General features: G+C 71.7%; 26 protein-coding genes, 3 tRNA genes and 1 pseudogene. 14 read left to right on the top strand and 16 right to left on the bottom strand.

Annotated elements, in window-relative coordinates:
* Window positions 1-59: 59 nt before the first annotated feature.
* Window positions 60-689: a LytR C-terminal domain-containing protein gene (locus ACZ6K0_RS21180; RefSeq protein ID WP_376398157.1), complete on the top strand. Its 630-nt coding sequence runs from the start codon at window positions 60-62 to the stop codon at window positions 687-689.
* A gap of 64 nt (window positions 690-753) precedes the next feature.
* On the opposite strand, the gene upp is transcribed toward ACZ6K0_RS21180, so the two are convergent.
* Window positions 754-1,389 (bottom strand): uracil phosphoribosyltransferase, encoded by a 636-nt coding sequence (gene upp / locus ACZ6K0_RS21175; protein WP_024756127.1) that lies wholly within the window; start codon window positions 1,387-1,389, stop codon window positions 754-756.
* A gap of 92 nt (window positions 1,390-1,481) precedes the next feature.
* Here upp and ACZ6K0_RS21170 point away from each other — a divergent pair, with 92 nt between their 5' ends.
* The 9 genes from ACZ6K0_RS21170 to ACZ6K0_RS21130 all read left to right on the top strand — a co-directional run bounded on the left by ACZ6K0_RS21170 (window position 1,482) and on the right by ACZ6K0_RS21130 (window position 7,187).
* Window positions 1,482-1,691 carry a hypothetical protein gene (locus ACZ6K0_RS21170; protein WP_376398154.1) on the top strand — a complete coding sequence of 70 codons (210 nt, stop codon included), beginning with the start codon at window positions 1,482-1,484 and terminating at the stop codon, window positions 1,689-1,691.
* 204 nt (window positions 1,692-1,895) lie between these two features.
* Complete coding sequence (locus tag ACZ6K0_RS21165; RefSeq protein ID WP_376398151.1) at window positions 1,896-2,435, top strand: tRNA adenosine deaminase-associated protein; 540 nt, start codon at window positions 1,896-1,898, stop codon at window positions 2,433-2,435.
* Between the two features lie 107 nt (window positions 2,436-2,542).
* Entirely contained in the window at window positions 2,543-2,971 is a 429-nt protein-coding gene (gene tadA / locus ACZ6K0_RS21160) for a tRNA adenosine(34) deaminase TadA (protein WP_376398471.1), read from the top strand.
* A 67-nt stretch (window positions 2,972-3,038) separates the two neighbouring features.
* Window positions 3,039-3,123, top strand: a tRNA-Ser gene (locus ACZ6K0_RS21155).
* A 417-nt stretch (window positions 3,124-3,540) separates the two neighbouring features.
* Window positions 3,541-3,702, top strand: a complete 162-nt coding sequence (locus ACZ6K0_RS21150; protein ID WP_469576705.1) for a hypothetical protein — start codon at window positions 3,541-3,543, stop codon at window positions 3,700-3,702.
* 11 nt (window positions 3,703-3,713) lie between these two features.
* On the top strand, window positions 3,714-4,007 hold the full coding sequence (locus tag ACZ6K0_RS21145; protein ID WP_055642352.1) for a Dabb family protein: 294 nt from the start codon (window positions 3,714-3,716) through the stop codon (window positions 4,005-4,007).
* Between the two features lie 243 nt (window positions 4,008-4,250).
* On the top strand, window positions 4,251-5,093 hold the full coding sequence (locus tag ACZ6K0_RS21140; RefSeq protein ID WP_376398147.1) for an RNA polymerase sigma factor SigF: 843 nt from the start codon (window positions 4,251-4,253) through the stop codon (window positions 5,091-5,093).
* Between the two features lie 235 nt (window positions 5,094-5,328).
* Window positions 5,329-6,237 (top strand): RNA polymerase sigma factor SigF, encoded by a 909-nt coding sequence (locus tag ACZ6K0_RS21135; RefSeq protein WP_376398145.1) that lies wholly within the window; start codon window positions 5,329-5,331, stop codon window positions 6,235-6,237.
* 50 nt (window positions 6,238-6,287) lie between these two features.
* Window positions 6,288-7,187: a hypothetical protein gene (locus tag ACZ6K0_RS21130; protein WP_469231368.1), complete on the top strand. Its 900-nt coding sequence runs from the start codon at window positions 6,288-6,290 to the stop codon at window positions 7,185-7,187.
* Here ACZ6K0_RS21130 and ACZ6K0_RS21125 read toward each other — a convergent pair.
* Entirely contained in the window at window positions 7,174-8,121 is a 948-nt protein-coding gene (locus tag ACZ6K0_RS21125) for an oxidoreductase (RefSeq protein WP_469231366.1), read from the bottom strand. The genes ACZ6K0_RS21130 and ACZ6K0_RS21125 overlap by 14 nt on opposite strands.
* 81 nt (window positions 8,122-8,202) lie before the next feature.
* Between ACZ6K0_RS21125 and ACZ6K0_RS21120 the strand changes: the two genes are divergently transcribed.
* Window positions 8,203-8,838: a TetR family transcriptional regulator gene (locus tag ACZ6K0_RS21120; protein ID WP_469231364.1), complete on the top strand. Its 636-nt coding sequence runs from the start codon at window positions 8,203-8,205 to the stop codon at window positions 8,836-8,838.
* Between the two features lie 69 nt (window positions 8,839-8,907).
* Here ACZ6K0_RS21120 and ACZ6K0_RS21115 read toward each other — a convergent pair whose 3' ends face one another.
* Window positions 8,908-9,156, bottom strand: a complete 249-nt coding sequence (locus ACZ6K0_RS21115; RefSeq protein WP_376398134.1) for a hypothetical protein — start codon at window positions 9,154-9,156, stop codon at window positions 8,908-8,910.
* A gap of 209 nt (window positions 9,157-9,365) precedes the next feature.
* Between ACZ6K0_RS21115 and ACZ6K0_RS21110 the strand changes: the two genes are divergently transcribed.
* Window positions 9,366-9,809 carry a MarR family winged helix-turn-helix transcriptional regulator gene (locus tag ACZ6K0_RS21110; RefSeq protein ID WP_376398468.1) on the top strand — a complete coding sequence of 148 codons (444 nt, stop codon included), beginning with the start codon at window positions 9,366-9,368 and terminating at the stop codon, window positions 9,807-9,809.
* 93 nt (window positions 9,810-9,902) lie between these two features.
* A pseudogene (locus ACZ6K0_RS21105) lies at window positions 9,903-11,402 on the top strand (MDR family MFS transporter); the annotation flags it as partial.
* A gap of 195 nt (window positions 11,403-11,597) precedes the next feature.
* Here ACZ6K0_RS21105 and ACZ6K0_RS21100 read toward each other — a convergent pair.
* The 13 genes from ACZ6K0_RS21100 to ACZ6K0_RS21040 form a co-directional block, all read right to left on the bottom strand.
* A complete protein-coding gene (locus ACZ6K0_RS21100) occupies window positions 11,598-12,383 on the bottom strand; it encodes a TetR/AcrR family transcriptional regulator (RefSeq protein ID WP_376398128.1) in 786 nt (261 codons plus the stop codon).
* Window positions 12,384-12,418: 35 nt separating this feature from the next.
* Complete coding sequence (locus ACZ6K0_RS21095) at window positions 12,419-13,957, bottom strand: MFS transporter (RefSeq protein ID WP_469231362.1); 1,539 nt, start codon at window positions 13,955-13,957, stop codon at window positions 12,419-12,421.
* 75 nt (window positions 13,958-14,032) lie between these two features.
* Window positions 14,033-16,201 (bottom strand): ArnT family glycosyltransferase, encoded by a 2,169-nt coding sequence (locus ACZ6K0_RS21090; protein ID WP_469231361.1) that lies wholly within the window; start codon window positions 16,199-16,201, stop codon window positions 14,033-14,035.
* The gene (locus ACZ6K0_RS21085; RefSeq protein ID WP_376398119.1) at window positions 16,198-17,478 is read right to left on the bottom strand and encodes a bifunctional glycosyltransferase family 2/GtrA family protein; all 1,281 of its coding nucleotides are present in this window, start codon (window positions 17,476-17,478) and stop codon (window positions 16,198-16,200) included. The genes ACZ6K0_RS21090 and ACZ6K0_RS21085 overlap by 4 nt, the downstream gene beginning before the upstream one ends.
* Before the next feature lie 26 nt (window positions 17,479-17,504).
* Window positions 17,505-19,097 carry a sensor histidine kinase gene (locus ACZ6K0_RS21080; protein ID WP_376398116.1) on the bottom strand — a complete coding sequence of 531 codons (1,593 nt, stop codon included), beginning with the start codon at window positions 19,095-19,097 and terminating at the stop codon, window positions 17,505-17,507.
* 5 nt (window positions 19,098-19,102) lie between these two features.
* Window positions 19,103-19,846, bottom strand: a complete 744-nt coding sequence (locus ACZ6K0_RS21075) for a response regulator transcription factor (RefSeq protein WP_376398113.1) — start codon at window positions 19,844-19,846, stop codon at window positions 19,103-19,105.
* A gap of 97 nt (window positions 19,847-19,943) precedes the next feature.
* A complete protein-coding gene (locus ACZ6K0_RS21070; RefSeq protein WP_469231358.1) occupies window positions 19,944-20,819 on the bottom strand; it encodes an amidohydrolase family protein in 876 nt (291 codons plus the stop codon).
* Window positions 20,806-21,141 (bottom strand): antibiotic biosynthesis monooxygenase family protein, encoded by a 336-nt coding sequence (locus ACZ6K0_RS21065; RefSeq protein ID WP_376398107.1) that lies wholly within the window; start codon window positions 21,139-21,141, stop codon window positions 20,806-20,808. Before ACZ6K0_RS21065 ends, ACZ6K0_RS21070 begins: the two co-directional genes overlap by 14 nt.
* A 74-nt stretch (window positions 21,142-21,215) precedes the next feature.
* A complete protein-coding gene (locus tag ACZ6K0_RS21060; RefSeq protein ID WP_469231356.1) occupies window positions 21,216-22,085 on the bottom strand; it encodes a DUF2797 domain-containing protein in 870 nt (289 codons plus the stop codon).
* 138 nt (window positions 22,086-22,223) lie between these two features.
* A complete protein-coding gene (locus ACZ6K0_RS21055; protein WP_376398101.1) occupies window positions 22,224-23,051 on the bottom strand; it encodes a BRO-N domain-containing protein in 828 nt (275 codons plus the stop codon).
* A gap of 138 nt (window positions 23,052-23,189) precedes the next feature.
* Window positions 23,190-23,555: a PH domain-containing protein gene (locus tag ACZ6K0_RS21050; protein WP_024756150.1), complete on the bottom strand. Its 366-nt coding sequence runs from the start codon at window positions 23,553-23,555 to the stop codon at window positions 23,190-23,192.
* A 99-nt stretch (window positions 23,556-23,654) separates the two neighbouring features.
* A tRNA-Arg gene (locus ACZ6K0_RS21045) sits at window positions 23,655-23,727 on the bottom strand.
* A gap of 288 nt (window positions 23,728-24,015) precedes the next feature.
* A tRNA-Ser gene (locus ACZ6K0_RS21040) sits at window positions 24,016-24,106 on the bottom strand.
* Window positions 24,107-24,398: 292 nt separating this feature from the next.
* On the opposite strand from ACZ6K0_RS21040, the gene ACZ6K0_RS21035 reads away from it, so the two are divergent.
* The gene (locus ACZ6K0_RS21035; RefSeq protein ID WP_376398097.1) at window positions 24,399-24,824 is read left to right on the top strand and encodes an SSI family serine proteinase inhibitor; all 426 of its coding nucleotides are present in this window, start codon (window positions 24,399-24,401) and stop codon (window positions 24,822-24,824) included.
* Window positions 24,825-24,903: the final 79 nt, after the last annotated feature.

Raw genomic sequence — 24,903 nt, 5'->3', positions numbered from 1 at the left:
GGACGCGATCACATGATCATCAAGTAGGCATCGCCGACGGGCGGCATTACGCTGCGTTCATGAGCATGCTCACTCCCCCCGGAATGGGCGGAAAGTACCGCATCACGGGGGATGTCTACCCGCGCATGCGCCGCCCCCACCGCCGGCGCCGGATCATCCTCGCGGCCGCGGCCTCCGTGGTCGTTCTGGGCGCGGCCGGCTGGGGCACGCTCCAGCTCGTCGACGTCTTCTCCGGCGACGAGGGCAAGAAGACGACCGCCGGGAAACAGGCCGACTGCAAGCCCGTGGCCAAGGCGACGACCCCGCCCGCCGCCGCCCTCCCCAAGCCCGGCCAGATCACGGTCAACGTCTACAACGCGACCCCGCGCAGCGGACTCGCCAAGACGACCGCGGACGAGCTCAAGAAGCGCGGCTTCAAGATCGGCAAGGTGGGGAACGCTCCCGCCGCCTTCGACAAGAAGGTCCCCGGCGCGGGGCTGCTGCTCGGCGCGCCCGCGGCGACCAAGGGCGCCTTCCCGGTCCTCGGCACCCAGCTCAAGGGCGCCACGACCAAGACGGACACCCGGGCCACGGCGGACGTCGACCTCATCATCGGGACGGCGTTCAAGACGCTGTCCCCGAAGACGACGGCGGACGCGGCCCTGGTCGCCCTCACCAAGCCCGCGCCCGTACCGACCGGAAAGTGCTGAGAGAAGCCGCTGCTGCTCGGCGGAGCCGGCTGCGACTTCTCCTCGGCGGAGCCGGCTGTGACTGCTACTCGGCGGAGCCGTACATGCGGTCGCCCGCGTCGCCCAGGCCCGGGACGATGTAGCCGTTCTCGTTGAGCCGCTCGTCGACCGAGGCCGTCACGACGGTCACCGGCGTGCCCGCGAGCTCGCGCTCCATGATCTCGACGCCCTCCGGGGCGGCGAGGAGCACGACCGCGGTCACGTCGTCGGCGCCGCGCTTGATCAGTTCCCGGATCGCCGCGACCAGCGTGCCGCCGGTCGCCAGCATCGGGTCCAGGACGTACACCTGGCGCCCCGAGAGGTCCTCCGGCATCCGCGTGGCGTAGGTCGACGCCTCCAGCGTCTCCTCGTTGCGGATCATGCCCAGGAAGCCGACCTCGGCCGTCGGGAGCAGGCGGACCATGCCGTCGAGCATGCCGAGCCCGGCACGCAGGATCGGGACCACCAGCGGACGGGGGTACGAGAGCTTCACACCGGTCGTGGGCGTGACGGGGGTCTCGATGTCGACCTGCTCGGTCCGCACGTCCCTGGTGGCCTCGTAGGCGAGCAGGGTGACCAGCTCGTCGGCGAGACGGCGGAAGGTCGCGGAGTCCGTGCGCTTGTCGCGCAGGGTGGTGAGCTTGTGGGCGACCAGAGGGTGGTCGACGACGTGGAGACGCATGACTCAACAGTAGCCCGCCCCGCACTGGCGTCGACCCACGCCGCTGGGGGAAGGTGGGGGCACAGGGACCCAGCGATGGGGTGGTGTGGCCGATGCCCGACCTGGAAGAACCGGCCGAGGAAGCCGCCGAGGGGGCGGCCGATCGACCGGCACCGGAGACCGACGCGCAGCGCCGCAGGCGCCGCGCCCAGTTCCTCCGCGAGCTGAACGAGGCCAAGGCGCTGCGCGAGCGCGTGCAGCCGCGGCGCGCCCGGGCCGCCCGGATGCGTCAGGCCATGCGCATGCGGACCTTCCGCTGGTGAGACCGCCCGGCACGGCCCGCCGTGCGCCCCCTGTGTGCGCCGGGGTCGCACGCCCGCCCGATGGCGGTGCCCTTCAGACTGATGCACGACGCAAGAGCCGAAGACCTCTCCTGAGCGCCCTGTTTCTGTCACGATGCCGATTGGGCGGGGCATCAGGAGCGCGCCGCCGGAACGTCACACCTCTGATCAGTGGGAGAGAGTCAGGTGTACTTCGCCGCACTGCTCGCGCGCACCGAAGACGGGTGGGAAGCGAGCGACACGGAGCTCGACGACGTGGAGACCCTGTCGGATCTGGCCGAGCTCGCCCGTGAGGCCTCGGACGACGACACGGTGATCGTCTACATCGAGCAGGAGGACGCGTGGTTCGGGGTCGTCCGGATCGAGGGTGAGGAAGACCCTCGGATCTACGTCTCCGACGGCGCCGCCGCCGCCCGTTCCTCGTACGGGGAGATCCTCACCCGGGAGATCCTCGGCGACGACCTCGACGCCGAGCTCGACGAGCTGGAGTCGCTGGACCTGGACGGCACGGAGGACGGGGAACCCCTCGCTTCCGACGCCGACGATGACGACGACGAGCGGGCGGGACCGGCCGCCGAGGCCGTGCCGGCCGCTCCCGTGGGCGACGCGCTGGTCCTCGCGGACCTCGGTCTCTCGGAGCGCGAGCTCCGGGCGCTCGACAGCGACGCGCTCGCGGTGATCGCGGACGCGCTGGGCGCCGCGGAGGTCCTGGAGGCCGTCCGCTAGTGGCCCACGCAGTCCCCGACCCCGACCCCGACCCCGTACCGACGCCCGGCGCCGATCCCGTACGGCTGCCCGGCGCCGATCCCGTACGGGACCCCTGGCGGGACGCCATGCGGCTCGCCCTCGCCGAGGCCGACGCGGCCGCGCCCGCCGGTGACGTACCGGTGGGCGCGGTCGTGCTCGCCCCGGACGGCACGGTCCTCTCCCGCGCGCACAACGAGCGGGAGGCGGCCGGCGACCCGACCGCCCACGCCGAGGTCCTCGCCCTGCGGCGGGCGGCCGCGGCGACCGGGGAGTGGCGTCTGACGGGCTGCACGCTCGTCGTCACCCTGGAGCCGTGCGTGATGTGCGCCGGCGCGCTCGTCCAGTCGCGGGTCGAGCGGGTGGTGTTCGGCGCGCTCGACGAGAAGGCGGGCGCGGCGGGCTCGCTCTGGGACCTCGTACGGGACCGGCGGCTCAACCACCGCCCCGAGGTGATCCACGGCGTCCTCGGCGAGGAGTGCGCGGAGCAGCTGACGGCCTTCTTCCGCACCCGCTGACCACCGCTCCGACCTGCGCGTCGATACGGATTTCATCGCAGCGCCAGTTTCGGCTAAGCTCTCTCTCGGTAGCGTGTCCGAGCGGCCGAAGGAGCTCGCCTCGAAAGCGAGTGTGGCGCAAGTCACCGAGGGTTCAAATCCCTCCGCTACCGCTTCGATCGAAGGGCCTGGTGCATCAGCACCGGGCCCTTCGGCGTATCCCCCGCATGCCCGCGGGCGCGTACGTACGGGAAAGGCCCCGGTCCGCGCGCAGGGCGCGGGCCGGGGCCTTCTCCGTAGGACGGGGGGAACGGCATCGGGGGGACAAGCCGCTCCCCCCGATGAGAACCGGACCTACAAGTCCTGCGCCGCAGTCAGGGGGGAAGCTCGCGGCGCGGACCCCGCAGTGCGGGCCGGTTCCAGAAGCCCTTCGGATTCCTGCCAGATCCTCCGGGCTCGACATCCATACTGCTCGCCCGTCACTCTTCCGGGGGGCGGCAAAAGGCCTCGATCTCCGGGCCCTTGGTCCATAAAGGCTCGGTTAGAGTGGCGCGGTTCGTACGGCGGGGGACAGGGAGGGCTGAACAGTGGTGCAAGCGAGGAAGGTCGCGCTGTACGCGGTCGCGGTCTTTGTGCTGTACACGATCATCAACTCCCCAGAGCGGGCGGCGGATCTCGTGGGAGTAGGGTTCGAGGGCATTGCCGGTGCCGCGCAGGGCGTCGGCGAGTTCATGACGGAACTCATCAACTAGGAGCCCTCTCCGTGATCCGCCATCTGGTCCTCTTCAAGCTCAACGAGGGTGTCGAGCGCGACGAGCCGCGCGTCGTCGCCGGCGTCGAGGCGTTCCGCGCGCTCGGCGAGCAGATCCCCGAGCTGAGGTTCTGGGAGTGCGACTGGAACATCACGGACCGGCCGATCGCGTACGACTTCGCCATCAACTCGGCCGTCGAGGACAAGGACGCCCTCCAGCGCTACCTGGAGCACCCCGCGCACCAGGCGGGTGTCGCCCAGTGGCGCGAGTTCGCCACCTGGGTGATCGCCGACTACGCGTTCTAGACACACCTCTGTCGAGGCCCCCCGCCGTCACGGCGGGGGGCCTCGTGGGTTTCCCGCCTCCCCCCGAGCACCCCCCGGCCGCCCCTGGCCTCCCCTTTTTGCTCCAACATGCCCTCAACACGTGGCTATACGGTGCTTGCACACAGTGGACATGTCTTGTGATGCTATGACCGCTTTTGACGGATGAGTTGACCGTAGTTGACCCAGTCGACCAGCAAGACCAGCCAAAGGGGTGGCGTGAACGTGCCGGCCAGTACAGCGCCACAGGTCCCGCCCCAGCACGAGGCGGGCGCGGAGACCCCGCGCCCGCGCCCCCAGAGCACCCGTGGCGCCGACACCCGCGCCCTCACCCAGGTGCTCTTCGGGCAGCTCAAGCACCTGGAACCGGGCACGCCCGAGCACCACCGCGTACGCGGGGCCCTCATCGAGGCCAACCTCCCCCTCGTGCGGTACGCGGCGGCCCGCTTCCGCTCCCGCAACGAGCCGATGGAGGACGTCGTCCAGGTCGGCACCATCGGCCTGATCAACGCCATCGACCGCTTCGACCCCGACCGTGGCGTGCAGTTCCCGACCTTCGCCATGCCCACGGTCGTCGGCGAGATCAAGCGGTACTTCCGCGACAACGTCCGGACCGTGCACGTGCCGCGCAGGCTGCACGAGCTGTGGGTCCAGGTGAACGGCGCCACGGAGGACCTGACGACCGCTCACGGCCGCTCCCCCACGACCGCCGAGATCGCCGAGCGGCTGCGGATCGGCGAGGACGAGGTGCTCGCCTGCATCGAGGCCGGACGCTCGTACCACGCGACCTCCCTGGAGGCCGCGCAGGAGGGCGACGGGCTGCCCGGACTGCTCGACCGGCTCGGCTACGAGGACCCCGCGCTGGCCGGCGTCGAGCACCGGGACCTCGTCCGGCACCTGCTCGTCCAGCTGCCCGAGCGCGAGCAGCGGATCCTGATGCTGCGCTACTACAGCAACTTGACCCAGTCTCAGATCAGTCAGGAACTCGGCGTCTCGCAGATGCACGTGTCAAGGCTCCTCGCCCGCAGCTTCGCGCGTTTGAGATCCGCAAACAGAATCGAGGCGTAACCGAAACGGGTAGACCGGTTCGGAGCAGTTCTGCGGCACCCCAAATGCCGTACACCCCTTGTTTCCTGCGGAAATGCACCGTCTGCTTGTCGACAAGTCACTACAGCGTGTTGCCGACATGTGACATTCTGCTGGAACCGAGTTTGCCGCAGCCCCGCCGCCGGTATTCAGGTGGTGGCTGCGTTCCTCAGATGGTCGCGGCCACCGCGACCGTCCGCGACCTCAAGGGGGTGGCATGTCCACAGAACTGGGCAGCTCGAAGGTGCTCACGCTCACGCCCGTTCCCGTGCCCACGCAGACGACGGCTCCGACCGCGGCCGAGAGCGCGGAGGCCACGCCTCCGCCGCCCGTGGTCGTCTCGTCCGGGGCCCTCGACACCCGCACCCTCTCGCGCTCCCTGTTCCTGCGGCTGCGCGCCCTCGACACCGAAGGCGCGGCCTCCGACAGCCCGGAGCGGACCTACGTCCGCGACACCCTCATCGAGCTCAACCTCCCCCTCGTGCGGTACGCGGCGGCCCGCTTCCGCTCCCGCAACGAGCCGATGGAGGACATCGTCCAGGTCGGCACCATCGGCCTGATCAAGGCGATCGACCGCTTCGACTGCGAACGGGGCGTGGAGTTCCCGACGTTCGCCATGCCCACGGTCGTCGGCGAGATCAAGCGGTTCTTCCGCGACACGTCCTGGTCGGTGCGCGTGCCGCGCCGGCTCCAGGAGCTGCGGCTCGCCCTCACCAAGGCCAGCGACGAGCTCGCGCAGAAGCTCGACCGCTCCCCCACCGTCCCCGAACTCGCCGCGGTGCTCGGGGTGTCGGAGGAGGACGTCGTCGACGGCCTCGCGGTCGGCAACGCCTACACGGCCTCGTCCCTCGACTCGCCCTCCCCCGAGGACGACGGCGGCGAGGGCTCGCTCGCCGACCGCCTCGGCTACGAGGACACCGCGCTCGAAGGCGTCGAGTACCGCGAGTCGCTCAAGCCGCTGCTGGCCAAACTCCCGCCGAGGGAGCGACAGATCATCATGCTGCGCTTCTTCGCCAACATGACCCAGTCGCAGATCGGCGAGGAGGTCGGCATCTCCCAGATGCACGTCTCGCGGCTGCTCACCCGCACCCTGGCCCAGCTGCGCGAGGGCCTCATCTCCGACTGACTTCCCGAAAACCACGCCTTGCTGACGATCCGTCAGCCACACTGTGATGCATGAGGCGAAGGAAGCCGGGACTCGTGGCGGTGGCGCTCTGCCTCGGCGGGGCGCTGACCGCCTGTGGCGGTGGAGGAGACGGCGAGGGGTACGCGGCGGTCGGCGCCGGCCCCTCCCCGAGAGGCGCGGTCGCCCCCTCGGGCGCGGTCACGCTGATCCCCCTGGACAGCCCCACGGCGAGCGGGACGACCTCCAGCACGTCGTCCCCGGCGCCTGCACCGTCGGGTTCGTCCCCAGCGGCGTCTTCCTCTTCGTCATCGTCGTCGTCGGATGCGGTGGGCGGGGGTACGGGGACTTCGTCCGACGCCTCCGACCCCTCCGACTCCTCTGCCACGCCGGGCGGCTCGGGCTCATCCGGTACGGGCTCCTCCGGTACGGGGTCTTCCGGTACAGGGTCCGGTACGGCTCCGACGACCTCCGCGCCCGGCGGCTCCGGCGGCTCCGGCACCTCCAGTACGGCTCCGGGGGCCGGCAGCGGCACCCCGCCCCGTACCCCCTCCGGCGCTCCCGGCACCGGCGGCCCCGGGCCGTCGTCCGCCCCGCCGACCACCCCGCCCTCCTCGCCGTCGCCGTCCCCCACCCCCGCGCCCCGGCCCGCCGCGCTGACCGTCTCCGCGCCCGTCCTCGCGGACGCCGACCGGCGCTGGTGCGAGCAGGTGACCGTCACCTTCAGGAACACCGGCGGCACGGCGGCCCGCTCCGGCACGGTCGCCTTCGCCACGCACGTCATCGGCGCCCTGGGCGTCGACTGGGCGACGCTCACCTCCAGCCAGCCCCTGCCGGCGCCGATCGCCGCCGGGACCGCGCGGACGCAGACGTACCGCGTGTGCGTGGACTCCTGGCGGGTGCCGCTGGGCATGCGGATCGACACCCGGCAGGTCACGGTCAGCTGGCAGTGACGAGCGGGAAGCGCACCCCCGTCAGGCCCTCTGACACCTCCCACAGCCGGCGCCCCGTGTCGGCATCGGCCGCCGCGTCGGAGAGGCGTACGCGGGTCGGCGCGCCCCGCAGTTCGGCCGGACCGTCCGGGCCGATGAACTCGCCGCCCGCCACGTCCGGCCCGGTCGCCGCGTACAGCTGGGGCAGCGCGCCCCGCTCCGGGGACTGGGCGAGCAGCGGGTTGCCGATGCGGCCGAAGACCAGCCGCGTCAGGCCGCGCGTGTCCCGGGTCTGGAGGCTCGTCGCCGTGTAGCCGGGGTGGGCGAGCACGCTGCGGACCGGGCTTCCGGCCCCGGTCAGGCGGCGGTGGAACTCCCGGCCGAAGACGGCGTTGGCCAGCTTCGACTGGTTGTAGAAGGCCATGGGCGCGTAGCCGTGCTCGCCGTCGAGGTCGTCGAACCGGAGGCGGCCCTGCCGGTGGTTGATCGAGCTGACGGTGACCACCCGGGGGTCCCGCCCGGCGGCGAGCAGGTCGAGGAGCAGCCCGGTGAGGGCGAAGTGGCCGAGGTGGTTGGTGGCGAACTGGAGCTCGTGGCCCTGGGCGCTCAGGGTGCGGGGCGGCGCCATCACGCCCGCGTTGTTGACGAGCACGTCGAGGTGCCGGTGCTCCTCGTGCAGACGGGTGGCGAAGGCGCGTACCGAGTCGAGGTCGGCGAGGTCGAGCCGCCGCACGTCGAGCAGGCGGGCGTCCAGGGGGCCCTCCTCCGTCACCAGGCCCTCGACGACCGCGCGCCCCCTCTCCTCGTCCCGTACCGCGAGGATCACGCGCCCGCCCCGGCGGGCGAGCGCCCGGGTCGTCGCGAGGCCGAGGCCACTGGTGGCCCCGGTGACGACGAAGACCCGTCCTGTCTGGTCCGGGATGCGGTCGGCGGTCCAGCTCTGCTTCTTGGTCATACGACACACGCTGCCGCTGGTGTCACCGAGTGTCAAGTGCGCATCCTGGTGTCATCAAGGGCACCGGGTTACCATCTCCCCGTGAGCACCCGCCCCGACGTCACCCTCGCCCAGCGCAAACGCCAGCTCGTCGCGACCGAGCTGACCGAGGCAGCGCTCCAGCTGCTCGCCCTCAGGGGCTTCGACGCGGTCACCGTCGACGAGATCGCGACCACCGCGGGGGTCTCCAAGCGCACGTTCTTCCGCTACTTCGCGTCGAAGGAGGACGTGGTCGTCCAGTTCCTGGCCGACATGGGCGCCGACATGCGCGCGGGCCTCGCCGCCCGGCCGCCCGAGGAGCGCCCCTCCGAGGCACTGCTGCACGCCGTCTCCGTACCGCTGGCCCTCTGCGGCGATCACGCGGAGCGCGCGCTGCCGGTGGTCCGGCTGATCCTGCGGACGCCGGCGCTGCTCGCCCGCTTCCTTGAGCACGAGGCGCGGTGGCGGGAGGAACTGACGGAGGAGCTGACGGAGCGGCTGGGGCTCGACCCCGGTGCCGATCTCTTTCCGCGGCTGGCCGCGGGCATGGCCGTCGCGGCGTTCGACACGGTGCTGCACCACTGGAGCGCCGACGGGGCCACCGAGGACCCGACGGTCCTGATCGGCCGGGCCTTCGCGCTGCTCGCCCCCGCCCTGGACCGCGAGCCCGCCCCCGCCCTGGACCGCGAGACGGGCTGAACGCGAAGGTGGGCCGGGTCCGCGTGATGCGGACCCGGCCCACCTGGAGCGTGCGGGAGGGACGAGCGGTCAGCCGAGGGCGAGCCAGGCGACGGCCGCCAGGACGACGATCACCGCGACGACGCCGACGATCAGGCCGACGCGCGGTCCGGCCGGCGCCGCCGCCGGAGCCGCGGCCTGCGGCTGCTGCCGCTGCGGGGCGCCCTCGTCGACGAAGGCGCGGAACATCTGCGTGCTGCCGGCGGGGTCGTAGCCCTCGGGGCCCTGCCCCTGGGGTGCCTGGCCCTGGCCGTACGGTGCTTGGGGGTTGTGTGCCATGAGCCAGGACCCTAGCGAAGTGCGGGTGGGGGGCCCAAGCCCGTCACCCTCCTCCAGGGCCGCGAAGCCGCCCCGACGCCACCCCGACCGCGCTTTGCCGATTCTTTAGCGCCGTTTGACCGATTTAGTTTGCCTGAAGCAACCATCCATCTCTATCGTTGCCCTAAGCAACAACATCCATGGAGTGCCCGATGGACCCGACGGATCCGATGGACCACGGCAAGCGCTACGAGAACCTCGCCCGCCAGGTGAGCGCGATCGGAGCGGTGAAGCGCGGTCTCGCGCGGACCCTGCCCGCCGACTGCCCCGGCGGATCCGCCATCGTCCTCGCCCTGCTCCACCACCACGGGGACGTGCGGATCGGCCGCGTGTCCGAACTGATGGCCGTCGACATGTCGGTCAGCAGTCGCCACGTGGCCCACACCGTGGACCGCGGCTGGGTCGAGCGACTGCCCGACCCCGCCGACAAACGCTCCCGCATCCTGCACCTGACCCCCGCGGGCGAGTCCATGCTCGCCGTCCTCGACCGACGGCTGACCGACATGCTCGCCCGCACCCTCGTCGAGTGGTCCGACGACGACGTCGAACTGCTCACCGACCTGCTTGCCCGCCTCCGCGACTCCTTCGGGGACTGCCGGGCCCACCACGCTTGAGAACGAAGGAACTTGATGGCTACCACCACACCTGCCACCGGTGTGCGCGGCGGGAGCGCCCAGCAAGGGGACACCGCGACCGGCGGCGCCCCGATGACGCACCGGCAGATCATGGAGGCGCTGTCCGGCCTGCTGCTCGGCATGTTCGTCGCCATCCTGTCCTCGACGATCGTCTCCAACGCCCTCCCCCAGATCATCACCGACCTGGGCGGCGGCCAGTCCGCGTACACCTGGGTGGTCACCGCAGCACTCCTCTCGATGACCGCGACCACCCCGCTCTGGGGCAAGCTCGCGGACCTCTTCTCGAAGAAGCTGCTCGTCCAGATAGCCCTGATCATCTACGTCGCGGGCTCGATCGTCGCCGGCCTCTCGCAGAGCACGGGCATGCTCATCGCCTGCCGTGTCGTCCAGGGCATCGGCGTCGGCGGTCTGACCGCCCTCTCCCAGATCATCCTGGCCGCGATGATCGCCCCGCGTGAGCGCGGCCGGTACAGCGGCTACCTCGGTGCGACCTTCGCCGTCGCCACCGTCGGCGGCCCGCTGCTCGGCGGCGTCATCACCGACACCGACTGGCTCGGCTGGCGCTGGTGCTTCTACGTGGGCGTGCCCTTCGCGTTCATCGCGCTGATCGTCCTGCAGAAGACCCTCAACCTCCCCGTCGTGAAGCGCCAGGTCAAGGTCGACTGGGCGGGCGCGTTCTTCATCAGCGCCGCCGTCTCCCTGCTCCTCATCTGGGTCACCTTCGCCGGCGACAAGTACGACTGGATGTCCTGGCAGAGCGCCGTGATGGTGCTCGGCGCGATCGCGCTCGGCGGGATCTTCGTCCTCGTCGAGTCGAAGGCCGGCGAGCCGATCATCCCGCTCCGCCTCTTCCGCAACCGCACGATCACCCTGGCCTCGCTCGCCTCGCTCTTCGTGGGTGTCGCGATGTTCGCCGGCACGGTCTTCTTCAGCCAGTACTTCCAGCTGGCGCGGAACGAGTCGCCGACGATGTCCGGCGTCCTCACCATCCCGATGATCGCGGGCCTGTTCGTCTCGTCCACCGCCTCCGGCATGATCATCACGAAGACCGGCAAGTGGAAGGCGTGGCTGGTCAGCGGCGGTGCCCTGGCCGCCGGCGGGCTCGGGATGCTCGGCACGATCCGCTACGACACGACGTACTGGCACATCGCGATCTTCATGGCGGTCCTCGGCCTCGGCCTCGGCATGATGATGCAGAACCTCGTGCTCTGCACCCAGAACCAGGTGGACCCCGCCGACCTCGGCGCCGCCTCCTCCGTCGTCACCTTCTTCCGCTCCCTCGGCGGTGCGATCGGCGTCTCGGCGCTGGGCGCGGTCATGGCCCACCGGGTCACGGACTACGTCAAGGAAGGCCTGGCCGAGCTCGGTCCGAAGGCCGCTGGCGCCATGGGCCAGGCCGGCTCGGGCGGCGGGATCCCGGACATGGACAAGCTGCCGGGCCCGATCCGCACGGTCATGGAGAGCGCGTACGGACACGGCGTCGGCGACGTCTTCCTCTACGCGGCACCGTTCGCGCTGCTCGCCTTCGTGGTGACCCTGTTCATCAAGGAAGTCGCCCTCAAGAGCAGCACGGTCACGGCTGACGACAAGTAAAGAGACTCCCGGCCGCGCTTCGAGCGGAGGCGCGGCCGGGTCGGGAACGGAGCGGCGGGCAGGGGACGGCCCGCCGCTCCGTCATGACGAAGCCCGGAGCATGAGCTCCGGGCTTCGTCGTGTCCGGACCCGGTGCTCATGCCCCCGGGGCTCCGTCACGTCCCCACCCGGTGCTCACGCCCCCGGGGTGTCCTCCGTGCGGCTCCGCTCGACCATGACCTCGATGCCCGCGATGAGCACCTCCAGGGCGTAGTCGAAGTCGCGGTCCCAGATGGCGGTGACGCTGCCGTGCGAGGCGCGCTCGTCGAGGATCTCCGCCATCGGCTCCAGCGCGTCGACGAACTGCGGGTCGTCGCGGAAGGCCCTGACCGACTCGCCGTAGAAGTCGTCCTGCGACATGCCGGCCTCGGCCGCCCGCCGCTCGAACTGGGACTGGATCGTCCCGTATCCGTACACGAACTGGAAGACCGCCGACATCGCGCTCGGTTGACGGGCCATCGGCAGCCCGGTGTCCCGGATCGCCTCCTGGATCTTCCCGCCGACGAGGATCGCGTGCGGGCCGATGTTCAGGTACTGGCCCGCGCACGGCGACATCCACGGGTGGTTCACCAGCATCCGGCGGTAGTCCAGGGCAAGTACCCGGATCCGCTCCCGCCAGTCCCCCGCGGCGTCGACCACGTCGAGGTCGATCTCGCCGTAGACCGTGTCCACGGCGTACTCGATGATGTCGTCCTTGGTGTCCACGTACCAGTAGAGGGACATGGCGGTGACGCCCAGCTCGGTCGCGAGCTTGCGCATCGACAGCTTGGCCAGGCCCTCCTCGTCGAGCATCCGGATCGAGGCGGCGACGATCCTGTCCCGGTCGAGCCCCGCCGGGCCGCCGCCGCTGCGGGCGGCCCGGGTCTCCAGCCAGACGCTGGAACGCGCCGGGTTCTTGGCCCGGTCTGCTGCCTTGACCATCGCGTTCCTCCGTCTGTCAGCGGTCCGTCACCATGCTATGCAGCCGTCTCGATCCGCTTCGCCGCCTCGGTCGCCGTCGCGGCCCTGGCCTCCGTCCGTTCGGCCCGCCGGAGCAGGGCCGCGGCGACCAGACCGCCGGCGAAGACGGCGATCGCGCCGACCAGCTGACTGGTCTGGAGGCCGGAGGCGAAGGCGTCGGAGATCTCCTGGCGCTCGGCCGCGCTGCCCGCCGCGGCGAGGGCGGCCGGGAGCGAGGTCGCGGTGACGGCGACGAGCGCGGCGAAGCGGGCGTTGAGCACGGCTCCGAGGACGGCGACGCCGAGGCCGTTGCCGAACTCGGCGAGGGTGCCGTTGATGCCGGCGCCCACGCCCGCCTTCTCCGGCGGGATCGAGCTCATGATCGCGTTGGCCATGGCCGGGGAGGAGACGGCGATGCCGCCGCCCATCAGGAGCAGACCGAGGAGCATGCCCCAGTAGCTGCCGTCGGTGCCGCCGCCGAGCAGCGATATCGAGGTGAGGCCGGCGGCGACCAGGGTCATGCCGAGGACGACCGTGGGCGGGGTGCCGAGCTTCATGACGATCTTCGGGCCGATGCCGGTGAGGTTGAGGGCGACGATCGTCAGCGCGAGCGGCGCCATCCGCAGACCGGCCTCCAGGGGCTCGTACCCGAGCACGAACTGCAGGTGCTGGGTGAGCAGGAAGAGCGAGCCGCCCATGCCGAACATGACGAGGATCGAACCGCCTATGGCGCCGACGAACTTCTGGTTGCGGAAGAAGTGCATGTCGAGCATCGGGTACGGGGTGTGCAGCTCCCACAGCGCGAAGGCGCCGAGTCCGAGGACGCCGATGGCGGCCGGTATCAGGACTTCGAGGGAGAGCCAGCCGTGCTCGGGGCCGGTGATGATCGCGTACACGACGGCCGTCATGCCGATCGTGGAGAGCAGCGCGCCGAGCAGGTCGGGGCGGTCGCCCTGCGGGTTCTTGGACTCGGGGACCAGCTTGAGGACGGCGACGAGCGCGAGGAGCGCGACCGGGATGTTGATGAGGAAGATCATTCCCCACCAGAAGTGGTTGAGGATCACGCCGCCGATCAGCGGCCCGCCGGCGAAGCCGAGCGAGGCGACCGTGGACCAGAGCGCGATGGCCTTGACCCGCTCGGAGTCGTCGAAGATCTGCATGACGACGGCGAGCGTGGTGGTCATGAGGAGCGCGCCGCCGACGCCCATGCCCGCGCGGGCGGCGATCAGCTGCGTGGTGGAGTCGGCGAGGCCGGCGGCGAGCGAGCCGAGGCCGAAGAGCGCGAGGCCGGCGGCGAGGAGCTTCTTGCGGCCGTAGCGGTCGGCGGCGTTGCCCGCGCTGAGCAGGAGGCCGGACTGGACGAGCGAGTACGCGTTGATCATCCACTGGATGTCGGTGGTGGTCGCGTGGAGTTCCGAGGTCAGCGAGGGGATGGCGACGCTGAGCACGGTGTTGTCGAGCAGCACGGTGAGCTGGGCGAGGCAGATGACGCCGAGGATCAGCCAGCGCTGCGGGTGGCCGCCGGTGGGCGCGGCCGGGGCGGTCGACGCCGTCATGGGCAGGACTCCTTGTACGGTGTACGGGACTTGGTCTCGTACACCGTACAAGGGCTCTCGTACACTGTATAGCGATTACTTCGTCCGGGTCAGGTCGTAGAAGGTGGCGCCGCCGAGGGTGACCTTCTCGAAGGTCTCCGAGACCCAGGTGGAGATCTCCGAGTTGCCGCCGCCGGGACCGCCGCCGAAGGCCATGCGGCCGGCTTGGCTGCCGCCGGCTTCGTTGCCGCCGGCTTCGTTGCCGCTGCCTTCGCTGCCGCTGCCTTCGCCGCCGCCGATGAAGTAGTGGATCTTCCCTTCGGCGACGTACTGCTTGAACTGGGCGAGCGTCGGGGACGGGTCGCTGCCGTTGAAGCCGCCGATCGCCATCACGGGCTTCTCGGTGGCGAGCTGGTAGCTGGCCGCGTTCTGGGCGCCGACCGTGGCCGCGACCCAGGTGTAGTCGTCGGCGTCCGCGAGGAGCGCCGCCTTCGCCTCCGTACCGACGCTGGCGCCGTTGAGGAGACCGCCCATGCCACCGCCCCCGCCGCCTGGGCCGCCTTCACCTCGGGTCATGCCCTGGGGCATGCCTTGCGGCATTCCCTGGGGCATTCCCTGGGGCGGGGTGCCGCCGCCGGGACCGCCGGGCATCTGACCGCCCTGGCCCTGGCCTTGACCACGCTGGCCGCCCTGGCCGCCCGGGAACGCCCCGCCCTCGAACATCCGCATGCCGCCGCCGCCCGGGCCCCGGCCGCCCATGGCGCCGCCCGCCGGGCCCGCCGTGACGATCGAGCCCTGGTGCCCGGAGTTCAGCGTCTCCAGGGTGTACGCGAACGGGCCCGCGAGTCCCGCCGCCAGGCCGAGGCCCGCCGCCGCGAGCCCGAGGCGCCGGTCGAGCCGTCCCGCGAACAGCAGGCCGAGCGCGGCCACCGCACCCGCCACCAGGACCGCCCAGCGCAGCCACGGCAGCCAGTCCGGCGTGCGCCCGAGGAGCGTCCATCCCCAGACCGCCGTCGCCGCGACCGTCACCGCGAGGGCCGCGGAGGCAAGCCATCGCGTGCGCTCCTCCCACAGCACCGCGGCGCCCATGCCGACGAGCGCCGCGAGGTACGGGGCCAGGGCCACCGTGTAGTACTCGTGGAAGATGCCGGCCATGAAGCTGAAGACGGCGAGCGTGATCAGCAGCGAACCGCCCCACACCAGGAACGCCGAGCGCGCCGTGTCCGTCCTGGGCGCCCGCCAGGTGACCACGAGCCCCGCGACGAGCAGGATCAGCGCGGCCGGGAGCAGCCAGGAGATCTGACCGCCGACCGAGTCGTTGAACATCCGGCCGATCCCGGTCTCGCCCCAGCCGCCGCCCTGGCCGCCGCCACGACCGCCGCCGCCGACACTGCCGGTCTCGTTGCCGTTGATCCGGCCGAGGCCGTTGTAGCCGAAGGTCAGCTCCAGGAAGCTGTTGTTCTGCGAGCCGCCGACGTACGGGCGGGAGGCCGCGGGCCACAGCTCGACCAGGGCCACCCACCAGCCCGCCGACACGACCATCGCGAGCCCCGCGAGGGCGAGCCGGCCGATGCGGCGGCCGATCGCACCCGGCGCGCACACCCCGTGGACGAGCGCGAGCGGCGGCAGGATCAGGAAGGCCTGGAGGGTCTTCGCGAGGAACGCGAAACCGAAGGCCACCCCCGCCCCGACCAGCCACTTCGCCGCGCCCTTCTCCTGCTCCAGGGCCCTCAGCACGCAGTACACCGCGACCGTCATGAGCAGCGCGAGCAGCGCGTCCGGGTTGTTGAAGCGGAACATCAGCGCGGCCACGGGCGTCAGCGCGAGCACCGCGCCCGCGATCAGACCCGCGCCCGCGCCGAACCGGCGCCGGACGGCCGCGTAGAGCACGGCGACCGTGGCCACGCCCATCAGCACCTCGGGCACCAGGATCTGCCAGGAGCCGAGCCCGAAGAGACGGACGGAGAGCGCCATCGGCCACAGGGCGGCCGGGGGCTTGTCGACGGTGATGGCGTTGGCCGCGTCGAGGGAGCCGAAGAAGAAGGCCTTCCAGCTCTCGCCGCCCGCCTGGACGGCGGCGGAGTAGAAGGAGTTGGCGTAGCCGGAGGCGCTCAGGTTCCAGAGGTAGAGCGCGGTGGTCACGGCGAGCAGGCCGAGGAAGGCGGGCCGGACCCAGGGGGCGTCCTCGGCGCGACCGCGCCACAGCCGGGCGGGAGAGCCGCCCCGGGACGGCGCGGCGTGGGCCGCGGTGGGCAGGGTGGTCATCGGTCGTTCCTTGCTGAAGCGCGGTCCGGGAAGACCCAGAGCCGGAAGAGGAGGAAGCGCAGGACGGTCGCGGCGAGATTGGCGACGATCAGGACGGCGAGCTCCGTGGAGTGCGCCGGATCGCCGGTCGCCGCGCTCAGAGCCGCGAGCGAACCGCTCGTCAGGGCCAGGCCGATGGCGAAGACCACGAGCCCCTGCGCCTGATGGCGGACGGCCCGGTCCCGGCCCCGTACGCCGAAGGTCAGGCGCCGGTTGGCCGCCGTGTTGGCGACGGCCGAGACGAGCAGGGCACCGGCGTTGGCGAACTGCGGGCCGACGCCGAGCCGGAAGGCCGAGTACAGCGCGACGTAGAAGAGCGTGGACAGCGCGCCGACCACGCAGAAGCCGACGAGCTGGCGCGCGAGTCCGCCCGGCACTCCGCTGAGGTCGCGGTCCCGGGGATCGTCCCCGAAGGGCCGGGCCAGCCGGTCGAGGGGCAGCGAGCCGGTCGCGAGGGCGCGTCCGACCCGCAGGACGCCCTTCAGGTCGTCGGTGGCCGTCTTCACGATGTGCACGGTCGAGTCGGGGTCGTCGACCCAGTCGACCGGCACCTCGTGGATGCGGAGCCCGGCCCGCTCGGCGAGGACCAGCATCTCGGTGTCGAAGAACCAGCCGGTGTCCTCCACCATCGGGAGGAGCCGCTCGGCGACGTCCCGCCGTATCGCCTTGAATCCGCACTGGGCGTCGGAGAATCGGGCGGCGAGCGAGCCGCGCAGGATCAGGTTGTACGCCCGCGAGATGAACTCCCGCTTCGGCCCGCGCACCACCCGCGAGGAGCGGGCGAGCCGGGAGCCGATCGCCAGGTCCGAGTGACCCGAGATGAGCGGCGCGACCAGCGGCAGCAGCGCGTTCAGGTCGGTCGACAGGTCGACGTCCATGTAGGCGAGGACGGGGGCGTCCGAACCCGACCAGACCGTCCGCAGCGCCCGTCCGCGTCCCTTCTGCTCCAGCCGTACGGAGCGCACCTCGGGCACCTCGGCGGCGAGGGCCGCGGCGACGACGGGGGTCGTGTCGGTGGAGGCGTTGTCGGCGACGGTGATGCGGAAGCCGTACGGGAAGGTCCGGACGAGGTGGTCGTGGAGCCGGCGGACGCACGGCTCCAGGTCCTTCTCCTCGTTGTAGACGGGGATCACCACGTCCAGAACGGGCCTTCCGGCGACGCTCACCGGCAGGTGCTCCCGGGCGGGAAGGGCGCCGGGAGTCCCGTACGCGGGGCCCGCGATCGTTGGAGTTCGCATACGGACGACACTCGCCGGGGCCGCTGTCACCGCTGTGTGATGAGCCTGTGCCCTCGCTGTGAGTCCGGCTGGGGGCGCTGCCGGGAGTCCGGCGGGGAGTCCGGTAGGGGCGCCTTGTCGGAGGGGAGCCGGACGGTGAAGACGGTCCGGATCCCCGGGGTGCTCGCGACGCTCACCTCGCCGCCGTGGGCGAGGGCGACCGCGCGGACGATCGCGAGGCCGAGGCCGGTGGAGCCGGCGTGCCGGGAGCGGGAGGCGTCGCCGCGCGCGAACCGCTCGAAGACGGAGGGCAGGAGCTCGGGCGGGATGCCCGGCCCGTCGTCCTCGATGTCGACGAGGGCGCTCGGCCCGTCCGACCGGACCCGGGCGGTGACCTTCGTTCCGGGCGGGGTGTGGGTCCGGGCGTTGGCGAGGAGGTTGACGAGCACCTGCTGGAGGCGGGCCCCGTCGGCCCGTACGGTCACGGCCTCGCCGTCCGCGGGCAGTTCGAGGCGCCAGTGGTGCTCGGACCCGGCGGCGCGGGCGTCGCTCACGGCGTCCACGACGAGGGGGACGACGTCGGTGCTCTCGTACGAGAGCGGCCGGCCGGCGTCGAGCCGCGCGAGCAGCAGGAGGTCCTCGACCAGACCCGTCATCCGGGTCGCCTCGGACTCGATGCGGCCGAGCGCGTGCCGCGTGTCGGGCCCGCACTCCTCCCGGCCGCGCCGAGTCAGCTCGGCGTACCCCCGGATCGAGGCGAGCGGGGTGCGCAGCTCGTGGCTGGCGTCCGCGACGAACTGGCGGACCCGGGTCTCGCTCTGCTGGCGGGCGTCGAGCGCCGAGTGGACGTGGTCGAGCATCCGGTTGATGGCCGCGCCGACCTGGCCGACCTCGGTGCGCGCGTCGGCCTCCGTCTCCGAGACCCGCTGGTGGAGCGCCACCTCGCCGCTGTGCAGCGGGAGCTGGGCGACCTGACCGGCGGTGGCGGCGACCCGCCGCAGCGGGCGCAGCGCCACCCGGACCAGCACGGTCCCGGCGATCGAGGCCGCGACGAGCCCGGCGCCGGTGACGCTCAGCTCGACGAGGACGAGGGTGGAGAGGGCGTCCTCGACCTCGGTGAGCGGGATGCCGGTGAGGAACGAGCCATGGCCCCCGGAGGCGTACTCGACCCGGTAGGAGCCGAGGCCGCCGGGCAGCTCGACGGTGTGCGGCTCGCCGTCGCGGGGGACGGCGGCGAGTGCGGCCCGCTGGGCCGCTGTGAGGTCCGTGGTCGGGACGTTCCGTCCGTAGGCCCCGCCGTCCTCGGGCGCGGCCTCCTCCGAGTACAGGGCGGTGGTCACCTCGCCGTCCACCAGGACGGCGCCGAGGGTGCCGATCGCGCCGGGCCCTTTCACGAACGCGAGCAGGTCCTGCCCCCTGCCGGGGTCGGGCATGCCGGGGACGGAGCCCATGGCGGCCGGCGGGCCCGCGGCCCGTACCGAGACGCTGTTCAGCCGCTCGTCGGCCTGGTCGTACAGGTACGAGCGGAAGGCGATGGTCGTCACCGTCCCGATGACGGCCGCGACGACCGCGATCAGCGCGACCGCCGAGACGACGAGCCGGGTCCGCAGCGACCACGGCCGCCGACGTCGTACGCGCACGGGCGCTACTCCCCCGGCTTGATGAGGTACCCGGCCCCGCGCCGGGTGTGGATCATCGGGGCGCGGCCCGCGTCGATCTTCCGGCGCAGGTAGGAGATGTAGAGCTCGACGACGTTGGCCTGGCCGCCGAAGTCGTACGACCAGACGCGGTCGAGGATCTGCGCCTTGCTGAGCACCCGGCGCGGATTGCGCATGAGGTAGCGCAACAGCTCGAACTCGGTCGCGGTGAGGTGGATCGAGTCCCCGCCCCGGGTGACCTCGTGGCTGTCCTCGTCGAGGGTCAGGTCCCCGACCGCGAGCAGCGACTCGCTGCGCGACTGCGCCGCACCGGACCGGCGGATGAGGCCGCGCAGGCGGGCGACGACCTCCTCCAGGCTGAAGGGCTTGGTGACGTAGTCGTCGCCGCCGGCGGTGAGCCCGGCGATCCGGTCCTCGACGGCGTCCTTCGCCGTCAGGAAGAGGACCGGCACATCGGGCAGCTCGCGACGGATCGAGCCCAGCAGGCTGAGCCCGTCGGCGTCGGGAAGCATCACGTCGAGGATCACGGCGTCGGGCCGGAACTCGCGTACGGAACGCAGGGCGGTGGCGCCGTCACCGGCGCTCCGTACCTGCCAGCCCTCGTAGCGGAGGGCCATGGAGAGGAGCTCGGCGAGCGAGGCCTCGTCGTCGACGACGAGGACGCGGACGGCGGTGCCGTCGGCACGGAGCATGTCGGCGCGGGTGCCGGGGCGGCGCGTGGTGACGGTCATGCACCCACGCTCTCCGTCGCCGCTGAGAGCCCTCTTTCCCTTTCCTGTGAATTCCCTGAGAAAGGTCCCTCGGGAGACCGCGGGAGGTCTCGGCGGCTCACGGTTTCACGTGAAACAACGCGGCGCCGTTCTCATAGAGGACCCGCCGCAGCCAGTCGTCCCCGAGCCCGAGGCGTTCGAGGGCGTGGAGCTGGTGGGCGTACGGGTAGGGGATGTTCGGGAAGTCGGAGCCGAGGAGGATCCGGTCGCCGAGGTCGGCGAGCCGCCCGAGCTCCGTCGTGGGGAAGGGCGCGAGCCGCTCGCTGAAGTCGGTGAAGGCCATGGTGGTGTCGAGACGCACGCCCTCGTACCGCTCGGCCAGGGTGAGGAAGTCGCTGTACTCGGGCATCCCCATGTGCGCGACGATCACCCGCAGCCGGGGGTGCCGGTCGAGCAGCCGCCCCATGGGCCCGGGGCCGGTGTACTTGCCCGGGGTGGGCCCGGACCCGCAGTGCACGACGACGGGCGTACCGCTGTCGGCGAGGGTTCCCCACGCGCTGTCGAGCAGCGGGTCCGTCGGGTCGAACGCGCCGACCTGGAGGTGCACCTTGAAGACGCGGGCGCCTGCGTCGAGCGCCTCGCGGACGTACGTGTCGACGCCCGGCTCGGGGAAGAGGGTCGCGGTGTGCAGGCAGTCGGGCGTGCGGGCGGCGAAGTCGGCGGCCCACGAGTTCAGCCAGGTGGCCATGCCGGGCTTGTGCGGGTAGAGCATCGCGGTGAAGGCGACGGCCCCGAAACCGCGCAGGATGGCGAGCCGGCGGTCCTCCTCCTCGCGGTAGGTGATGGGCCACTCCAGGCCCGTCAGGGGGCCGGCGGAGTCGAAGTACGCCCAGACCTTGTCGAGGACGTTCTGCGGCATGAAGTGCGTGTGCACGTCGACGAGCCCGGGAATCCCGAGCCGCGCGATCAGCGCCGGGATGTCACTCTCGCTCAAAGCTGTAGCTCCGTTCGACCTTGCCGATGTGGACGCTGTAGCTCTCGTACCAGTGCTCCCGCCCGTACGCCTTGGCCGCCTGGTGCTCGGTGTCGAGGCGCCAGGCGTCGAGGGAGTCGAGGTCGCGGAAGTAGGCGACGGTGATGCCGATGCCGCCGGGGGTACGGGCGGACTCGTAGCCGAGGAACCCGGGGATGTCCTTGACGATGTCCTGCATCCGGGTGGAGGTCTCGGCGTACCCCTCGGGCGCTTCGGGGCGGACGGAGGTGAACACGGCGGTGTAATAGGGCGGTTCCAGGCCCGCCACCAGCTTCGGAGTCATGTGATCACCCTCGTCCGGGCCGGGCCGGGATGTCCACGGGCGCAGACCAAAGGGATCCAAGACTTTACGAAGTGTCAGAAGAGCTCGCCCTGAGCGCTCTCGGGCTCCGCGACGGCCGAGGAGGCGACCGGCACCGAGAAGTCCTCCCCTTCCCCGACCCGCTGGAGCGCCCATCCCCCCATGAGCCGGGTGTCGAGGACGACGCAGCGCCCGCCGGGATCGAGCAGGTGCAGATCGGGCCCGGCGGCGGCGAGCAGCCGCCCCGTGACGACACCGCCGTCGACGAGTTCGGTGACCGTCCCGTCGAGCGGCGGGAGCCCGTCGAGATGGAACGCCCCGACGTGGTCACGGGGGACGAAGTCCAGCGGCTCCAGGGTCTCCGTCCAGCCGCCGACCGCCCGCGCGCTCCGGTACAGCTCCTCGACCTCCCGGGCTCGCTCCTCGGCGGGCGGCAGGACGTGCCGTACGGCCCGCTTCCGCTCGTACGCGATCCGGTCGGGCACGCCGAGCGCCTGCCGCAGCACCTCCTCGGTCCGGCGCGCGGCCATGAGGGGCCCACGCCCGAGCCAGCTGAAGGCGACGGCGCCCTGCTCCAGGAGCCGGGCCTCGCCACGGGCCTCGGCGGTGATCCCGACCTTGGTCATCCCGGGCCCGAACCAGGCGAGATAGACGCGATAGGGCTGCGGATCGTCCAGCAGGGTGTCGGCCGCGACGGAGTGCGCCCGGTCGAGCCGCGCGCACTCACCGCACCGCCCTCCGGTGGCCCGTCCGGACACGACGGCCTCCAGGGGACAGGGATTGCCCCGGGCGCCCGGACACCGCCGCACTCCGGAGGCCCGAAAGGAAAGCCTCTGCCCTTGGACAAGAGTGCTCACCCTCCCGCCGCGCCACCGCAGCCCGGGCACTCCACCGGCCCACCCGAGCCCCCGACACCACCACTCCACCGGCCCACGCCTCCCTACCCTGCTGTGGTGTCCAGTCTCCGCCACATCCGCTTCGAGTCCCCGACCCGAGGCCCCCGGGGCCATCACCCCGGCGCCTTCGGCCTCGCCAACGCGCTCGCCGGATAGTGGCGGCCCCCCTCAGGGCAGCACGTAGATCCGAGCCCCGTCGGGATCCGGGGCACCCACCTCGCGCATGCAGCCGCGCTCCAGAAGGATCCGGACGCAGTCGCGGACGCACTCCCCGGACAGCCCGGTGCGGCGGGTGACGTCCTGGGGCCGGTAGCGGACCCCGCCCCGCACGAGCGCGGGCGCGAGGCAGCAGGCGACGGTCCGCATGTCGCCGGTGATGGCCCAGGACTCGACGAGCTGCTGCGGGGTGAGCGCGGCGACGGCGGCGCCGGTGCGCTGCCGGGGCACCGAGAGACGCGCAAGGGAGTCGGCGGCCCTTGCGAGGTTCTCGCGTGTCTCGCGGAGCAGCTCCGCGCGGTCGACGTACTCCTCGTACACGGCGGCCTGCTCGTCGAACTCGCCCTCCAGCCGTACGAGCGCGTCGACGAGCTCCGGCGGCAGGAGGAACCCGGCGCGGACCGGCGAGGGTTCGAGCCCGTAGCCGCCGTGCCGCTGGACCGCCGTGACGACCTCCGCGACCCACGCCCGGAACGGCCCGGCCTCCGGCCTCCGGCACGCGCCCACGAGCTGGACGAGCCCCGGCAAGTTCACCATCCGCGCCGAGGCCCTGACCCCGCTGAGGGCGAGTATCGCGGCGCTCCCCGCGAGCTTCCCCGCCCCGACCAGGCACCCCTCGGGCAGCGCCACGGTCCGCAGCGCCTCCCGCGTCCCGGCGTACCCCAGCCGCTTCGCCACGTCCACGACCGGGAACCAGTGCGTCCCGTCCGGCGCGGTCAACCGCCTCAGACGCGCCCCGGTGGCGACGTGCACCATGTCATCGATGTCGATCGCATCCATCGATCATCACCTCCACCTCGCAAGCTAGGCCGAGGGCATATTCAACTGACATGCAAATCAGACAGGTTCACCCAAAAGGGGAGGGCCCCCGGGAATCCCGGGGGCCCTCACCAAACCGTCCGCTCCGCTACGTCACCGCTACTTCGCGACGAACTGCGTCAGGATCGCCTGCACCTCGTAGATGTCGACGCCCTTGGTGAAGGTCTTCTGGACGGGCACGGCGTTGCCCGAGATCCAGATCTTCAGCTCGGCGTCGAGGTCGAAGGTGCCGGCGGTCTCGACGGCGAAGTGCGTGATGCTCCGGTACGGGATCGAGTGGTACTCGACCTTCTTGCCGGTGATGCCCTGCTTGTCGACGAGCACCAGCCGCCGGTCGGTGAAGAAGATGGTGTCGCGAATCAGCAGATACGCGGCGTGCACCTGCTCCCCCTGCCCGAGCAGCCGCGCGAAGTCCTGCTGCGCCTGCGCCGGATCGATCGCGTGCGCGTTCCCGAAGAGTGCCATGCCCCTACCCCCATGGATGAAGAGAAAGAACGATCATCCGACCTGGCACCACACCAACGCAAGAGGCCCCGGACTCTCGTCCGGGGCCTCTTAGCTATGTGCACTCGGCAGGATTCGAACCTGCAACCTTCTGATCCGTAGTCAGATGCTCTATCCGTTAAGCTACGAGTGCTTGTTTTGTTTTCTTGTCTCGCTCCCCGGTCTTTCGACCCGCTCGCGGCGACAGGAAGAACATTACATGACTGCCGCCGTCATGTGAAATCCATTCACCCCACCCCTTGTGACCTGCGAAAACGCCGTACGGGGGAGGTTCGGGGGGCCTACGGTCGAGGGGTGCCGGCGAGGGCCCGAGGGGCGAGAACGCGGCGAAAGAGACCGGGGTCACATCCGCGTGCCGGTGAAGGCGGAGGCCGGGAAACGGCCGAAGCCCCGGCCGTGTGGGCCGGGGCTTCGGTAGGGGCGGAGGCGGAGGGATTTGAACCCTCGATGGGCTTTAAGACCCAAACCGCATTAGCAGTGCGGCGCCATAGACCGGACTAGGCGACGCCTCCATGCACCCCGCGCATACGCGAGTGGTGCGTGCAGATGATGACACAGGCGAACCGGCTGTCACCAATCGATTCTCACCGTACTAGGCCTCCGGGGTCCAGGGCAAAGCCCCGGGCGCCCGCGCCGCCCACCCGGCGCACCCCGCTTGCGCAACGCCCCGGCGCCCGGAGCGTTAGAGGGGGCGGGAGACGCCGTGCGTCCGCAGCACCCCGTTCCCCTTCCCGTTCCCGTTCGCGTTCCCGCACTGGCAGCCCGCACCCGTGTCCGCCGCACCCGCCGTTCCTGGAGATCCGAATGTTGCGCCGTCTCGCCCTCGCGACCCTCGCCACCGCCGCCGCCGGGACCGCCGGGTTCGGCCCCCTGCCTCCGCTGACCCTGCTCTCCCCGCCCGACACGCTGACCGTGACGGTCGCGGAGAGCGGCCGTCCGGGCGTCGACGGGACGGTCGAGCTGACCTGTGACGACCGGGCCGGCGGGACGCACCCGGACGCCGAGGACGCCTGCGCACGCCTTGAGCAGTTCGCGAAGGAGGGCGTGAACCCCTTCAAGGCCGTTCCGCAGGACGCCTTCTGCACCCAGGTGTACGGCGGGGACGCCGTCGCGCACGTCACCGGCACCTGGCAGGGCCGCGAGATCGACGCCCGCTTCTCCCGCGTCAACGGCTGCGAGATCGACCGCTGGGAGAACCTCCGGCCGGTCCTGCCCGTCCTCGGGCAATGACGCCGGCATGGGTGCTGCCAATGAACGGCGGGCGGCGGCTCCCTTAGACTCCCTCCGTGACAGGCTGCGGCCCGAGGGG

It is taken from the genome of Streptomyces sp. NPDC042346, assembly GCF_055581845.1.
The sequence above is the reverse complement of the archived record's forward strand: the minus strand, read 5'-3'. Positions and strand labels throughout refer to the sequence as shown.

What these genes read in the sequence shown, in the direction of transcription:
- tadA (WP_376398471.1), top strand. Translation starts at nt 2,543, where the DNA reads ATGCGGCTCGCCCTCGCCGAGGCCGACGCGGCCGCGCCCGCCGGTGAC.
- ACZ6K0_RS21090 (WP_469231361.1), bottom strand. Translation starts at nt 16,201, where the DNA reads ATGACCACCCTGCCCACCGCGGCCCACGCCGCGCCGTCCCGGGGCGGC.
- ACZ6K0_RS21170 (WP_376398154.1), top strand. Translation starts at nt 1,482, where the DNA reads ATGCCCGACCTGGAAGAACCGGCCGAGGAAGCCGCCGAGGGGGCGGCC.
- ACZ6K0_RS21100 (WP_376398128.1), bottom strand. Translation starts at nt 12,383, where the DNA reads ATGGTCAAGGCAGCAGACCGGGCCAAGAACCCGGCGCGTTCCAGCGTC.
- ACZ6K0_RS21115 (WP_376398134.1), bottom strand. Translation starts at nt 9,156, where the DNA reads ATGGCACACAACCCCCAAGCACCGTACGGCCAGGGCCAGGCACCCCAG.
- ACZ6K0_RS21050 (WP_024756150.1), bottom strand. Translation starts at nt 23,555, where the DNA reads ATGGCACTCTTCGGGAACGCGCACGCGATCGATCCGGCGCAGGCGCAG.
- ACZ6K0_RS21125 (WP_469231366.1), bottom strand. Translation starts at nt 8,121, where the DNA reads ATGACCAAGAAGCAGAGCTGGACCGCCGACCGCATCCCGGACCAGACA.
- ACZ6K0_RS21135 (WP_376398145.1), top strand. Translation starts at nt 5,329, where the DNA reads ATGTCCACAGAACTGGGCAGCTCGAAGGTGCTCACGCTCACGCCCGTT.
- ACZ6K0_RS21035 (WP_376398097.1), top strand. Translation starts at nt 24,399, where the DNA reads ATGTTGCGCCGTCTCGCCCTCGCGACCCTCGCCACCGCCGCCGCCGGG.
- ACZ6K0_RS21085 (WP_376398119.1), bottom strand. Translation starts at nt 17,478, where the DNA reads ATGCGAACTCCAACGATCGCGGGCCCCGCGTACGGGACTCCCGGCGCC.
- ACZ6K0_RS21065 (WP_376398107.1), bottom strand. Translation starts at nt 21,141, where the DNA reads ATGACTCCGAAGCTGGTGGCGGGCCTGGAACCGCCCTATTACACCGCC.
- ACZ6K0_RS21075 (WP_376398113.1), bottom strand. Translation starts at nt 19,846, where the DNA reads ATGACCGTCACCACGCGCCGCCCCGGCACCCGCGCCGACATGCTCCGT.
- upp (WP_024756127.1), bottom strand. Translation starts at nt 1,389, where the DNA reads ATGCGTCTCCACGTCGTCGACCACCCTCTGGTCGCCCACAAGCTCACC.
- ACZ6K0_RS21130 (WP_469231368.1), top strand. Translation starts at nt 6,288, where the DNA reads ATGAGGCGAAGGAAGCCGGGACTCGTGGCGGTGGCGCTCTGCCTCGGC.
- ACZ6K0_RS21110 (WP_376398468.1), top strand. Translation starts at nt 9,366, where the DNA reads ATGGACCACGGCAAGCGCTACGAGAACCTCGCCCGCCAGGTGAGCGCG.
- ACZ6K0_RS21180 (WP_376398157.1), top strand. Translation starts at nt 60, where the DNA reads ATGAGCATGCTCACTCCCCCCGGAATGGGCGGAAAGTACCGCATCACG.
- ACZ6K0_RS21055 (WP_376398101.1), bottom strand. Translation starts at nt 23,051, where the DNA reads ATGGATGCGATCGACATCGATGACATGGTGCACGTCGCCACCGGGGCG.
- ACZ6K0_RS21095 (WP_469231362.1), bottom strand. Translation starts at nt 13,957, where the DNA reads ATGACGGCGTCGACCGCCCCGGCCGCGCCCACCGGCGGCCACCCGCAG.